The following is a 13,794-nucleotide window of genomic DNA, read 5'->3' on the forward strand; positions in this document are numbered from 1 at the left end:
AATAATGTACAGAGGTTTATGAAATTGCAGAGGACGTCTCATCGGCCGATTGTCTGACTTAGAGACGTTCTCTTTTTTATCATAAAGCCTTCCCGGAACCCTGAAAATGTGGCCAATAAAGGACAATAGACGGCTCGAGTTATTAGCATGGATCGTACTCAGTACTCATGATCCGGATCAATCTCTTTTCGTGCGTTATCAAGCACTTTAAAGATGCTCGAAGAAACAGAAAACAGATTTTAGAGACAGAAGGAGGATGAAATGCTTGCGATTCTGCCGATTTTCATTTTTTTGCAGACGGTTTTTGCGTCGTTAAATTTGGGACCGGGCCGTGCGGGATGCCGCTTCCGCTTTTTTGCTTTTAAAATTTGTTTACAATATAATTAAATTAGGTTGAATAGGTAGAATAATCACCGCTTAAACTGCGTTGCAAAGATGTTTTTCAGGAGAAGCGGCTGTTAGATAGATGTTTAGTCGGGTGATAAATCATGAAAAAGGCGCGAATTATTTACAACCCAACATCCGGACGCGAGCTGGCAAAAAAGAACATCGCTTATATTCTGGATCGCCTGGAGGACGCGGGCTATGAAGCATCGGCCTACGCGACAAAAGGAAAGGGCGATGCCACAAAGGGCGCACGGAAAGCAGTCAGAAGAAAATTTGATCTCGTTGTTGCGGCAGGCGGCGACGGCACAATCAATGAAGTGATTAACGGACTGGCCGAAAGAGAATTCCGTCCGAGGCTTGGTGTGCTTCCGCTTGGCACGACGAACGATTTTGCCCGGGCCGTCGGCATTCCCCGCGATATTGTCGGCGCATGCGATGTACTCTGCGACGGATACGAAATACCGATCGATATCGGCAAGGTCAACAATCACTACTTCGTTAATATGGCGGGCGGCGGCAAACTGACGGAGCTGACCTATGATGTCCCGAGCAAACTGAAAACGATGCTGGGGCAGATGGCCTACTATATGAAAGGTATTGAAATGCTTCCTTCCCTCAGGCCGACAAAGGTCAGAATTGATTATGACGACCGGACATTTTCGGGGGACATTATGCTCTTTCTCGTTTCCAACACCAATTCGGTCGGCGGGTTCGAAAGGCTGGCTCCGGAAGCCCAGCTCAACGACGGTGTTTTTGATCTGATTATATTGAAGGAAACCAATCTCGGCGAATTCATCCGCCTGGCTTCCATGGCTATGCGCGGCGAGCACATGAAAGATCCGAAAGTCATCTATGCTCAGGCCAGCCGCATTAAGGTGCAGACGGAAGAAAAAATGCAGCTTAATCTTGACGGAGAATACGGCGGCGATCTTCCCGGCGAAATCGTCAATCTCTATCGGCATCTCTACCTTATGGTTCCGAAAGAACTGGCCGATACACAGCAGACGGACAACAGGCAGGAAATTCAGGCCCCGGTTTAATCCTTTAAACTTGAAATTTTCACATCCGAAAGTATTGATCATCAAGGCGTCTGTAAACTGTTCTAAGAACGCTATTTCTGTGAAAAACAATATGGCCGAGACTGGGAAACGCTGAAAAAACGGTGCCTGACGTGAACTGTTACTGTGTTCTGCGGGGATTATTGGTCGGATCGGGCGTTTAACCGGCGGGGATCCAGGGTTCTATCGGTGGGATCAAGCGCTGTACCAGCCGAATTAGGTGCTCTATCGGCCGGATCGGGCGTTGTACCAGCCGGATTAGGTGCTCTATCGGCCGGATCGGGCGTTCTACCGGCGGGATCTAGGATTTTATCGGCCGGATTAGGCGCTCTATCGGCCGAATTAGGTGCTCTATCGGCCGAATTAGGTGCCCTATCAGCCGGATCGGGCGTTCTACCGGCGGGATCTAGGATTTTATCGGCCGAATCGGGTGTTTTACCAGCCGAATCAGGCGTTTAACCGGCGGGATTCCGGGTTCTATCAGCCGAATCGCACTAGGCAAAATCGGGTGATTCACCGGTTGCTTTGAAGAAAGCGGAAAGTTCGTTCTGAAATCGAAAACTAGTATTGAAGCCTGAAGACTGTGAGTGCTGGACCTCCCGCCAATGAAATCATTAAAATTCTGGAAGGAGAAGGGTTATGCCTGATTCCATACCTGTCCGAAAGAATGATCAAATAGACGTCACATTTTCCGATCTGACGCAGGACGGATCCGCTGTTGCCAAGGTGAATGGCTACACATTGTTTATTCCCGACGGCCTTCCCGGCGAGCAAGCGACGGTCCGGATTTTAAAGACAAAAAAAGGGTACGGTTACGGACGCATTGCGGAGCTGACCAAGATCAGCAATCAGAGAACCAAGGCGCCGTGTCCGTATTATGACCAGTGCGGCGGCTGCGCGATACAGCATATCCGTGCCGAAGGACAGCTGGACTACAAAAGGGAAATTGTCAGAGATGCACTTGAACGGATCGGCGGATTCACAGGCCTTCAGATCAATCCGACGCTTGGTATGGAGGAACCCTGGCGTTATCGGAATAAAATTCAGGTTCCTGTTGCCTGGCAGGACGGGCATTTCGTTTTTGGCTTTTACAAAAAACACAGCCACGACATTGTTGATATGGATCATTGTCTGATCACGGAACCGATCATTGATGAGGTAGTGCAGACTGCCAGACGGGTTGCTGAAGAAAAAGGGATCACTCCCTATGATGAGGCGAAAAACCGTGGTACCCTGCGTCATGTCATGGCACGGTTTGGGAAAAAGACAGGCGAAGTGATAGTCGTGTTCATTACGCGGACAGAGGAATTGCCTTTTCGAAAAGTACTGATCCAAACATTGACAGATGCATATCCGCAGATTAAATCGATTGTGCAAAACGTGAATTCGAAACGGACCAACGCCATCATGGGGGAAAAAACAAAAACGCTCTGGGGCCGCGATGTGATTTACGACCGAATCGGCGGCGTGACATTCGCTATCTCGGCACGTTCCTTTTTCCAGGTCAATCCGATTCAGACGGAAGTGCTTTACGGCAAAGCCCTTGAGTATGCTTCACTGACCGGAGAGGAGACGGTCATCGATGCTTACTGCGGGATCGGGACCATTTCGCTGTTTCTGGCCAAAAAAGCGAAAAAAGTCTACGGGGTCGAGATCGTCCCGGAAGCAATCGACGATGCCCGGCAGAATGCAGAACTGAACAAAATCGCCAACACCCATTTTGAGGCAGGGAAAGCGGAAGCAGTCATTCCCCAATGGCAGAAACAGGGTATTCAGCCGGATGTGATCGTTGTCGATCCGCCGCGCAAAGGATGCGACGGCGCGCTTATTAAAACAATGATCGCGATGCAGCCGAAGCGGATCGTCTATGTTTCCTGCAATCCCGCCACACTTGCCCGCGATCTGAAACTGCTCGCTGCGGGCGGATTTGAAGTTAAAAAAGTGCAGCCGGTCGATATGTTTCCACAGACGATGCACGTCGAATGTTGTGTGTCGCTTGAAAAAAAATAAAAGATAGATGGGGATCTGAGAATCGGTAATAAATTCTCGGGCTGCCATCTTTTTTAATTTCTATTCTTTTGATCAATCTGTGCAGTATCTCATCATTAAGAATTGGATGTTCCATGAATTGCTCGATTTTGTCAAATAAATCATTAAATTGTTGTATGTTAACTTGAGTTGTTGAATCGATGTCTAATTCTTCTTTAGTTGCCATTAAACTAGAAATCTTTGAGTCAGTCTCTCGAACAAGATCTTGGTAAGCTTCGTCAGAAATTTCATGACGAATTTTTAAACGAAGAGCTTCGGTTTTATCACTTTTAAAAGTATCAATTTGCATCTCTAATTGCTGAAGCTTTTTTAAGCGTTTTGATTCGGATGCTTGAAGGCGTTTATCTAGCACATCTCTAAATTTTTTTGATGAGATATGAGTGTAAAGGCTTTTGATGTCGCTTGTTATCACATCGACAAGATCAGATTCACGGATAATATGATCGGAACATAGCACAGAGCCATGTTTATCAAAACTGCCGCACACATAACCTTTTCTGTTGTTTTTATAGTGCATACCCTTCCCACAGTCTGCACAAAACGCTACGCTTGTAAAAAGATGATATTTCGAGTGAGCGTGCTCTCTGGATCTTTGAATTAAAAGTTGTTGAACCAAATCAAAAGTTTGCTTCGAGATAATTGGTTGATGTGTTCCTTCGACTCTAATGATTTTGTCAGAGCTGTTTACTTTTCTCTTAGTAGAGGTTACGCTAATCGACGTTTCACGCTGCTGCACAAGGTTTCCAATGTAATGCTCATTGGAAAGTATCCCTTTGATGGTGGATCCATGCCAAATAGGACTTGCATTCTTTTTATGGGCTACCTGAGAAAGGGTGGGAATCTTCTCTTTCAAAAGTTGCCTGGCGATATGATCAATTCCTTGACCTGCAATGTAGGATTTAAAGATCCGTTGAATAACCTCAACTGTAAAATCATTTCGACTGACTAACTGTTTTTTAATGACTTTATAGCCGTAAGGTGGGATTGACCCGTTAAATTCGCCATTTCGTGCTTTTGCTTCGAATGAGTATTTGATTCGCCGACTCATCGTTTGTGATTCATTCTCATAGACCCACGCATAGAAACCATACATATTTGTCTGTTGTTCAACCGAGTTGATTGCTCCATCCAGCGTTATTATGTCTATTCCACTATTTACTAGAATGCTATTTAAGACTTTGTAGGACAATTCCCCATTCCTAGCGAGACGGGATAATTCCTTCGCAAGGATAACATCGAACTTGTGTGCTTTTGCATCCTCAAGCATTTGTTGAAAACCCGGTCTCTTTATAGCCTTCGTGCCACTCTGCACGTCTGAATAGATCTTGTAAAGATCCCATCCACGCTCCAGAATGTAGTGTTCAAAAATTTCTCTTTGGTTAACTAATGATTTTTTTTGTTCCTCCTTATCTGTTGATACACGAACATAAACAGCACATCGTTTTGTCATGCCACTTCCCCTCCTGAATTAGAAGAGTCAGTGGAATTCACCTTGGCTCTAGAATAGGTCGCTCTAACAATTGTGTCAATTTTATCCTCAATAATTGAATTTAAAATTTCATTAGCAGTAACATCTGAGTCACTATCAAAAATTCTTTCTACTGTCATAAGAGGAACACTCCTCCCTTCCCAAACATTTATTTTCTGTATTTTGAGTCCTCAATAGCACCTAGTGGGGACATTCCTGTCTGATGATTAAATGTAAGCTTTCACGCTAAACATTTTCCTTTTACTTAAAGAATCTTAGGATTTTTCCTTTTGATTTTTGGAGACAATCTTAGTGTAAAAGATTATCAAGTCCCAACCCTAACCAATTTGGTTCGAGCGTGTTCAACCCCAAAATAGTTCAAACATCATTAATCGCATTTTTACTGACCGCTTTTTAACACAATGTCAGTTTAATAGAATGTCAACTCAAACCCCTAGCAGATTTGGTTCGAGCCTGTTCGAACCATTGTGGTGAAATAGTGAATAGCGAAAATAAGCAGCGACGAACTCTTTCACCGTGTACTGCAGTTGCTTATTCATTTATAGATGAAGGTATTTGGTTCAAAGGTGGACTAAGTCCTAGTCAGAGCATTATCCGTTATAATCCGACAGGAGGTGCATAGCATGAGCGGAAAAAAGGCATAATAAAGAGCCCTGAAATCTGCTATCTCCCAGGACTGCTTGTTCAATCGGATCGGGTACATCCGAAGAACTCATAATTTCACTATATAAATCTTGAGTCAAAATATTACAGGAAAAATGTTGAAATGAGTTAATACGTGTACTAGAAAGACTGATCAGTGTGTCAGGAAAGATGATGTTCAATTTTTCTTTTATTGTGCCGGAGAGAAGATGATCGGCATGAACACAATCACCGAAACGAAGTTTATCGTTACTAAATTTCCGCACGGTTTTGAAAATAAGCCGGTTAAGGAGATCGGCAAGATTCAAAATTATTTTAAAGCGTGTCAACTAGGGATCTTTAAGTTACGTTATCTGAATCACTTTGAGCTCACTCAGCAGGTTTTTAAAGCCGGTGTACCACACATGGTCGGCTCATGGATTAATTCGAGCAACAAAAAAAACGAAGTAAAGGGCTATCGAACGAACCTCATGGTTTTTGATATTGATCACCTGGAAAATCTTGAGACTAAAAAGGTCAAATGTGTTGAGAAAAAGCTGAAACGACTATTTCACTTTGTCCAAGAATCTTTTTCGAGTTCATCCGACTACTCGAATAAACGCTATCACTGTTATTTGCTCGTGAGCGAGCTTGGTGACTATGACTACGCTGTCTACAGCTATGTCTATAAACGCTTGAAGGAGGATTTGTCTCAGGAGCTGGGAGTGGGCTTTGACGATAGTCAGCATCTGCTTAAACCGATCTTCGCATCGGGGAAAAATTATTTCGAGAATCAGGCGTTACCAATCAGGGACCTGAAAGGCTATGTCGACGAATTAGAAGTAAAGAAAAGAAATCTGGAACAAAAAATGAAAAAGAAAGTGAACACTCAAACCGCAGTCCGGGAAATTTCGGTGCATGAATTTGACGAAAACTACAAAGTACACAGCGTCGACTACAACAAACTTCTCGAAGCAGTTGTCAAGCTCGATGTCTTTGAATATGAATCCTGGATTCGGATTTTATTGAGCTTTGCGGATCTGCGTAGAAAAGAATACATTGACGAACAGCAAGTGCAACAACTTTGCGAAGCGATCGATGATGGAAATGAGACAAGCTACGACAAATATTTAGACTTAGAACGCCGGGGCTATGACGGCGTGACGATCGGAACACTGATTTATGAACTGTCCGAGGCGGAAATTAACACAAAAGAAATCTTTAAGATTGCCGAGAACTATAAAATGAAAGCTGATCGGGAGTATGAAATTACTGGCTATCTTTCCGAAAATAAGACAATTTGCGATGAAATTGCGAAGTTGATCATGGAAAGTAGAGGGAAAAGAATTTTGCTGGTCGGGGAAACCGGGATCGGGAAATCGGAATTTTTCATGAAGCTAATTGAAGAAATTGACGATTGGCGTGTTCAATTTGAAAAAGCAACACATGAACAGGCGTCAGCTTAATGCGTCATGGCGATTCCACGCCGGAATCTCATCGGTAATTTCGAAAAAAAGTTCAAACAGGCTCCCTGTTCAGAAGTCATTACCGGCTCCGATCAACTTATGAAATACGAACGTGAGCACCTTGTCCAAACAGCCGGGAAAATTTTGACTACGCCTGATCACGCACCAGTATTGATCAAAATGGAGCAAGACAAGGAAGATAGGATAAAAAATAATCATCTACTAACTGAAGACGACAGAAAAGCGTGCAACTCATACACGAAGCTGATGTTACTGGACGAATGTCATTTGCTCGCAAATGATACGAATTTTAAAAGCGAAACGATTGAGGCTTATGTAAAGGCCGAGCAGTCGCACATGGCTCGTGGGGGCGTGGTTGTACATGTGACAGCAACACCAGAGACGCTCTCAAGCAGAAATTACGACTGGATCATTCAGATTAAGCAGAAAGATCGAAAAAATGTATTTCAGCGAGCAGCTTATAAAGTCATTTCTGCTAAAGATCGGAATGAGACGGACAGCAAATTTTTAAAGCTCATCCGTATGGCGGTCCGAGAAAATTCACAGCGAAAGCTTCTGATTTTCGTGGAAAATAAAAATTTGATTCAAAAGTTCATAGATAGATTGAATAACGAAGGGGTACAATGTATCGACGTTGTTGCAAAGCGAGAAAAAGATCGGGGCGAGGAAGAACTTACGATAATTCGTGACGGTAGGATTCCAGATAAGGTTCAAGTCATATTCGCAACAACCGCTTTGTCAGCGGGTGTATCCATCAAAGCAGGATTTGATGAATCTGCTGAAACGTGGATCTATTGCTCAAGCAGCAGTATGAATTACGACTTGTGCCGCATCATTCAGATGTCCCATCGCTTCCGCAAGCAGTACGCAGCTCTCAAACTCTTTATTAAAGAATCAGATGTTGAAAAACAAGATCATGTTTTCCGTTATCATACTTACGTGACTAACGAAATTGAAAGGGCGAAAAAAAGCATTGCTTGCGTGGAACTACTTAGAAAATCAGCAAATGTCGGAGCATTAGACAATATTGAGAAGGCGGCGGGGCTGTATACAAAAGAAGATGGCACCTGCGGGGTCTTTATTCAGAAAGTCGAGTCGGAGGCTATTACGGCACAAATCTATAACAATTACAACAATTATTTGAATCTGCTTTGTCAGCTTGAAGAGAAGTTTGAGTGCAAGTTTATTAATCTTGATGATCAAGTGAAACTTAAAAAATCGGAACTCATTGATCAAAATATTTTGCGTAAAGGTGGCAAGGAAGTCATTTCTGAGATTGCAAAAGATGGAAGATTATACAGTGATATGCTTTACGAGGCGGAACATGATATACAAGATGGGGTTTATGAAAAGGTGCTCAGTATGCTGGATGATCGGACAGCAAAAGATTTGAAATTTTTTGTAGAAAAAGAAGAAAGCTATGTTATCGTGCAGAAAGTGATGCAAGCTCATCTCAAAGAATCACAGACAGAAAAAGTTTGTTTTGTAGATGATCTCAATAAACTTGATGACTTGAATAATCTGTTGAATCGCCCCGATATGACTGTTGAAAAACATCTATTGAAAGCAATTGAAAGAAAAATTGCCGCAGAAGAAAAGTTGGCATTTACTTCATCGAAGGCATTGAAAAAGTACATTGAAGAAACGATGAAAGATGAATTAAAAAAATGCGGTTTTGATCCTGTTTCGACCCGATTCAAAGCCTCATTGGTTAAGAAATATCTAGATATCCACGTGCGGACAAGCAACAGCAAAAAAATTTATGAGATCAAAGGTTTACTGAGCAATAATTCGATTAATGTAAAATACAATCTTGAGAATTTGCCCGATGCCTTAGCGAAAAGATCAGCATGAAAGAAGAAAGTTAACTCTCTTTTGTTTATGCTTCCTGCCGCTTTATTTGCACCCGCCCCACCACTTAGATTTTTGGTAAGAGGGGGCAATAGCGACATTTTTGTAGATGGTGTTTTAAAAGAAGCTTCTTTTTTGTCGCTGAAAAAACGTCTCTGAGTAGATAGAAAAAATGGCAAGTTACCTGTATCATTCTGTTTGCATCAGAATAGAAGCGAAATAATGCTTAGTCTACTAATCGTTTTTTGGGGGCTCGGGTATATTGGTATTTTTCAGATGTGGGTACGGATCAGGGGGGTGATTTTTTTCTATTTCACTCAACGCTGATCAATCAGGGATCTTTTTTCCCCGCAAGCAGTATAGGCTGCTTGCCAAACAAGGTCTGCGTCAATTTTAGATCAACAAATCGTAGATCCTTGCGGTTAAAACTGATGCTCCACGTCTTGTTTAAGCTATTTTTATATAAATCATCAAACTCAAATTGTAATACGGATAGCCGTTCGCTGCTCTCCGTCGCAACCTCGATGATCACTCGGACATTTTGCACCAGCTTGAAGAGATAGTTAAGCGTCTTATCAATCGCATTAATCAGTTGCGTCTTAGTACCCTGACCTGACAGATCAAAGCAAGATAGGACGATTATACGCTTATCACTTGCGGTGCGTAGGATCGCTTTGACGTAAATGCTGGACATGTACATAGACGTAAAATCCCAGTCTCCATCTGTCTCGGACACATGATCCTGCCTGCTACGAAATTGGGCAGCTGTCTGTTCTTGCTCTATTTTTTTTAGCCGGTTAATCTCTCTTTTGCCGACCAGCGTGAGATAATCCTCGCTATCTTGTTTTAAAGTCTCCAAAAAGTGATATCCTGACGGGTATTTTTGTAACCACATGGTTGATTTGTCATTAACAAGCGTCAGGACTTTGTCATAAGTCAATTTGCGGCCAGCAAAGGTCGTCTGCAAAGTCTGCCACAATGACTCGTTCACAAAAGCTGTTTTTCGTCGCATGTAATTTGTAACACGGATCGAGGCAAGCGACTCTCGCGGCTTATTTGTAAGATATGACAAAGCAAATTTACGTAGTTTGATTAGTGTCACATGGGCAACCTTGATTCGTTCAACAAGCTGGAGATCATCCAACGCCTTGATTTGTTTGCCGACATCAATCGGATCCGTACTATAAAAATAGCTCATGTAATTGATCAGATGTTTACGGTAAATTAACCCGTGTCCAAATACATGCACGAGCCGCAACAGTTGATCGTTTTTGGCCACTTTACATGCGGCGAGTTTTTGATCATGAGTAATCATTTTTATCATCTCCTATCCTTTAATTTGTTCAAAATTAATATCAAGCACTTTGGCAAACTCCACTTTGGCCTCAATGTCCGCGGCATCATAACCTCGTGTTATCACCTCTACGCCGACGACTTCGCCGGTCTCCTCACTGACATAGCTCCCATCCAATGAGCTGATTTTGTGATCTGTAATTGCTTGTTGCAACTCGTCGTAACGATCCGGGTCTCGGTTTAACAGCTCGTTGCGGAGATCCGCTTCGGTTTGCCAGGTGTCTCGCTCCGGGAGCGAGAGAGCAAAATATCGCTCGCTGACTGATAAGTCATGCTCCGCTGATGATGACCTGTAAAAATTGCTCATGCCGAGTTGTTTCTCACAAAATTTCCGGCCGGCTGATGTCAACCGGTAGACGGCAAAAGTCTCATGAGTGTGGACATTTAGGTAGCTGCATTTATCGAGGTAATCGTCCCTGCAAAAATTCCGGATACGATTATCTGATTGATCGAGCTCATCCTTAAGATCGGACTGTTTGATGTAACCGACAGCCCGAAAAGCGGCGAGCATGCGGCGATCTTTTGTGGTTAGCGTGTTGATATAAGATGATTTGCGACCTCTTTTACCCATATACATACCCTCCTTTTTTTAATAGATTTGGATGAGTAAGGGGTGGATGGAGCTTTTAATCTTTTGCTCATCGAGCGATTGTCTGCTGATGAGATGTCCGTTAAGGACAGCTCAAAGCAGGCATGAGCTGATGAGAGATACGACAAGATAAAACTTGCCAGGATCATTCGACCTTTTGAGATGGCTGCGTCCGTCAAGGACGCTTGCCGCTCAAATGGGAGAGTTGATCCGTTACACCCCGCAGGGCCGAGCGAGTCCAGGCCGGAAATGAGCAGCTTGCTGCGGGGCGTAGCCACATTTCCGAGCCGTACCTTTGACCCGCAGGGGAAAAGGGGACGAGTGAGGCCTGCGTCCTTGCAAGCTAAAACAAGATCCCGTTGAGAACTTATCTGGCTTGCCATATATACTAGATAAGAGACACCGAAAATATAACGGAAATGGCGAGGCAACGCCCTTTTGATAAAAAAAGGCTGGCTCATGCAGAGCCGGCTAATGGTTTTGAGAGAACGCAACAGACCACCACGCCGAAGCGGAGCGAAGGCTTTGCCGTCTGGTTACCGCACATGGACTCTTTTGACTAGCTGTGCCTGACTCGGTCGCAAGATCGGGGCTGCACGCTGGGCATTAAGTTCATGTGACCTGCTGTTATGATGACTTATTTTTTTTACAGATAGACGTTTCGGTTATTTTCTTGCAACAAATTATTTTCATTGGAATACTTTTGTACCCGAAGGGTACGTTTGAAAATCATCCGGCAGTAAAAATAAATAATTACAGTGGAATTAATCTTAAAATGTCTTGAAATTTGATGCGAGGAGAGAGGAATAAGAAAATGATCAATGCAAAAAAACTATGTTTCAAGACTCTTCTGTGTCCGCCTCTATTACATAGCCCGATTTTTGTAAAACGGGTATATCTGCTACTTTAATTCCGTTGGCATACCCCTTGTTAACTGTAAAATTTCCAGCTTTTTTGATGTCCTTCTCAGTTATATCAAAAAGGAAATGGGTAATAAAATCCCAAGACCCAATACTGTCATTCTCAATTTTGACGTAGCTCTGCGACTCAACTTTACCGAAATCTTTAATGTATTTATTTGTCGTAATAACGTCACCATCATCACTTGCATGAGCAAAAGTACTCATAGACAAATGAATATTATTACCCGATCTGTTTATGAGATAAACCGTGTACACAAACCCATCTGGATCATCTAAATTATCCCGACAAATAGCTAGAAATTGATCTCCCTTTATTTCACATTTGTCTCTTTCTGCGTCAAACTCACACTCCATTTTCCAGCCGTCTTCAATTGCTTTGATGATCCAATCCGTCATGCTCATTCTCAATCGCTCCTTTTCGGATAATTCGCTTTTCATTTAGTCATCTGGTCTTTATCTCGTTACAATATATTTACTGTCAATTTCACTGTCAGTTTATATATTAATTCCTTATTTTAAAAATAAATACATGTCACATCTTCTTCTTTTATTTTCTGAAGCCTCTTATTTCAGGACGGCGGAGTATAAAAAATTAACCTGTTATTAGTGCAGTCGGAACTAGATCGATAGAATTCAAATGGATTGCTAGGTAGAAAAGAAAAAGGAAAAATTGATACTAGAGGTGTCTTGGCAAAAAACGTATGACTTAGAAGAATTGATCAACTGATGCAGAAGAAAGAGTATCAAGGTTATTCAACTTTTAAGCACGATATCGTCGAACATATGATTAATAATTATAGTATAGAACCTAATCAGGCACAAGAAATTGTAGGACGTCCGAAAATCTGGTCTTAGATTACGGACGATATGGATTGCTCTGATCACATGGGAACTAGATTATTAATCAAAGAGGCTTGCTTCACGTCGTTCATCTTTGATGATTGTTTTTTTGATTACGTCGATGGCCTCATCCGGATCTAGACTAGCCAGGTGGTCACGTAGGAATAACCGGTATGGAGCCATTGGGGGGTGATTTTTAACAAAACATTTGAGAACGAAGTGATCAAAACGCCGAGCTAGTCGATCATAAAAGCTGTCATACTTGGGTTCCTCCAGTGATATTTTATCCGTCCGTAGGGCATCAAAAAGTTCCTCAACGCTCTCAAAATGATGAGTGTTAAAGTAAGATACGTCGATCTGAATGAGCCCATCCCCCCTTTCACCGCATGCGTAAGTAGTCTTACAGATGCAGATAATCTGATTATCGATATATGCAATCGCTTGCTCCGTATCAAAGTCTGTCATCGTGATCACCTTGCATCCGAGATAAATTTAACAACATAATCCTGCTGTTGTCGATGAGCGTAATTTTGCCTGAGCAAATCAACATAAGGTGCCGCACTTGTTGATAACAGGAGATTGTCCAAAAATGCGGTGTGTGAAATCAAAAACTCTGCTTGGATATCTATAGAGAGATCGGTAAACTTATCTGCTTTAATGTAATGATCAATACAATGAGTTACAAAAAGATCAGTCATGTACCTGTTTAGGGACGAACATTGTCCATTCAAATCGTAATTGTACGGCAGATAGAGTTGGTGTGTATAGGCATAAAGATCGCTGCTTAAGTTGTGTCTATTGTGGTGAATATAGTCAAGATCTACCTCCGTATAACCACCAAAATCTTTCACAACGTAATCCCTCAAGAAATGGATCTTATCGTTTTGTACGAGCTGTTTGAGGCAGTTTAAAATTAATTTTTCTGATACTGTTTGCATTCGTTTTGGATACCTCCTCTTTTTTTGACATCCTATACTAGATACTTAAGTACAAAAAAATAATTCATTCCTTAGTCAAGGAAGAAGTATCCCTTAATTTCAGCACAAAAAATCGTTATCCTGAGTTTCTGATTGAAGAATAATACCTCATTTTTAAAAAGATAAACAAAAAATTATTTAAGGTATTGCAATTACCTTTAGTACGACTT

Annotated in this window: 11 protein-coding genes; 4 read left to right on the plus strand and 7 right to left on the minus strand. The window is 42.3% G+C overall.

Annotated features, from left to right (window positions below; translation table 11 throughout):
• The first annotated feature begins 488 nt into the window (after positions 1–488).
• Positions 489–1,427 (plus strand): diacylglycerol kinase, encoded by a 939-nt coding sequence (locus tag OYT88_RS14425; RefSeq protein WP_274401018.1) that lies wholly within the window; start codon positions 489–491, stop codon positions 1,425–1,427.
• Between the two features lie 657 nt (positions 1,428–2,084).
• A complete protein-coding gene (rlmD, locus tag OYT88_RS14430) occupies positions 2,085–3,455 on the plus strand; it encodes a 23S rRNA (uracil(1939)-C(5))-methyltransferase RlmD (protein WP_274401019.1) in 1,371 nt (456 codons plus the stop codon).
• On the opposite strand, the gene OYT88_RS14435 is transcribed toward rlmD, so the two are convergent.
• The gene (locus tag OYT88_RS14435) at positions 3,379–4,944 is read right to left on the minus strand and encodes a recombinase family protein (RefSeq protein WP_274401020.1); all 1,566 of its coding nucleotides are present in this window, start codon (positions 4,942–4,944) and stop codon (positions 3,379–3,381) included. The genes rlmD and OYT88_RS14435 overlap by 77 nt on opposite strands.
• Complete coding sequence (locus OYT88_RS14440; RefSeq protein WP_274401021.1) at positions 4,941–5,102, minus strand: hypothetical protein; 162 nt, start codon at positions 5,100–5,102, stop codon at positions 4,941–4,943. Before OYT88_RS14440 ends, OYT88_RS14435 begins: the two co-directional genes overlap by 4 nt.
• A gap of 741 nt (positions 5,103–5,843) precedes the next feature.
• On the opposite strand from OYT88_RS14440, the gene OYT88_RS14445 reads away from it, so the two are divergent.
• Together OYT88_RS14445 and OYT88_RS14450 are read left to right on the plus strand one after the other, a co-directional pair.
• Positions 5,844–7,070 (plus strand): hypothetical protein, encoded by a 1,227-nt coding sequence (locus OYT88_RS14445; RefSeq protein WP_274401023.1) that lies wholly within the window; start codon positions 5,844–5,846, stop codon positions 7,068–7,070.
• A gap of 6 nt (positions 7,071–7,076) precedes the next feature.
• Positions 7,077–8,945: a DEAD/DEAH box helicase gene (locus OYT88_RS14450; protein ID WP_274401024.1), complete on the plus strand. Its 1,869-nt coding sequence runs from the start codon at positions 7,077–7,079 to the stop codon at positions 8,943–8,945.
• Positions 8,946–9,273: 328 nt separating this feature from the next.
• Here the strand turns inward: OYT88_RS14450 and OYT88_RS14455 are convergent, their stop codons facing one another.
• The 5 genes from OYT88_RS14455 to OYT88_RS14475 form a co-directional block, all read right to left on the minus strand.
• The gene (locus OYT88_RS14455) at positions 9,274–10,257 is read right to left on the minus strand and encodes a hypothetical protein (RefSeq protein ID WP_274401026.1); all 984 of its coding nucleotides are present in this window, start codon (positions 10,255–10,257) and stop codon (positions 9,274–9,276) included.
• Positions 10,258–10,269: 12 nt separating this feature from the next.
• Entirely contained in the window at positions 10,270–10,866 is a 597-nt protein-coding gene (locus OYT88_RS14460) for a hypothetical protein (RefSeq protein ID WP_274401028.1), read from the minus strand.
• Between the two features lie 857 nt (positions 10,867–11,723).
• Entirely contained in the window at positions 11,724–12,209 is a 486-nt protein-coding gene (locus OYT88_RS14465; RefSeq protein WP_274401029.1) for a hypothetical protein, read from the minus strand.
• Between the two features lie 498 nt (positions 12,210–12,707).
• A complete protein-coding gene (locus OYT88_RS14470) occupies positions 12,708–13,112 on the minus strand; it encodes a hypothetical protein (protein WP_274401031.1) in 405 nt (134 codons plus the stop codon).
• A 5-nt stretch (positions 13,113–13,117) separates the two neighbouring features.
• Positions 13,118–13,585 (minus strand): hypothetical protein, encoded by a 468-nt coding sequence (locus OYT88_RS14475; protein WP_274401032.1) that lies wholly within the window; start codon positions 13,583–13,585, stop codon positions 13,118–13,120.
• Positions 13,586–13,794: the final 209 nt, after the last annotated feature.

It is taken from the genome of Sporolactobacillus sp. CQH2019, from assembly GCF_028765345.1.
GTDB lineage: Bacteria > Bacillota > Bacilli > Bacillales > Sporolactobacillaceae > Sporolactobacillus.

Coding starts and splice junctions, on each gene's coding strand:
- OYT88_RS14470 (WP_274401031.1), bottom strand. CDS start 13,112: ATGACAGACTTTGATACGGAGCAAGCGATTGCATATATCGATAATCAG.
- OYT88_RS14435 (WP_274401020.1), bottom strand. CDS start 4,944: ATGACAAAACGATGTGCTGTTTATGTTCGTGTATCAACAGATAAGGAG.
- OYT88_RS14465 (WP_274401029.1), bottom strand. CDS start 12,209: ATGAGCATGACGGATTGGATCATCAAAGCAATTGAAGACGGCTGGAAA.
- OYT88_RS14425 (WP_274401018.1), top strand. CDS start 489: ATGAAAAAGGCGCGAATTATTTACAACCCAACATCCGGACGCGAGCTG.
- OYT88_RS14475 (WP_274401032.1), bottom strand. CDS start 13,585: ATGCAAACAGTATCAGAAAAATTAATTTTAAACTGCCTCAAACAGCTC.
- OYT88_RS14455 (WP_274401026.1), bottom strand. CDS start 10,257: ATGATTACTCATGATCAAAAACTCGCCGCATGTAAAGTGGCCAAAAAC.
- OYT88_RS14440 (WP_274401021.1), bottom strand. CDS start 5,102: ATGACAGTAGAAAGAATTTTTGATAGTGACTCAGATGTTACTGCTAAT.
- OYT88_RS14445 (WP_274401023.1), top strand. CDS start 5,844: ATGAACACAATCACCGAAACGAAGTTTATCGTTACTAAATTTCCGCAC.
- OYT88_RS14460 (WP_274401028.1), bottom strand. CDS start 10,866: ATGGGTAAAAGAGGTCGCAAATCATCTTATATCAACACGCTAACCACA.
- rlmD (WP_274401019.1), top strand. CDS start 2,085: ATGCCTGATTCCATACCTGTCCGAAAGAATGATCAAATAGACGTCACA.
- OYT88_RS14450 (WP_274401024.1), top strand. CDS start 7,077: ATGGCGATTCCACGCCGGAATCTCATCGGTAATTTCGAAAAAAAGTTC.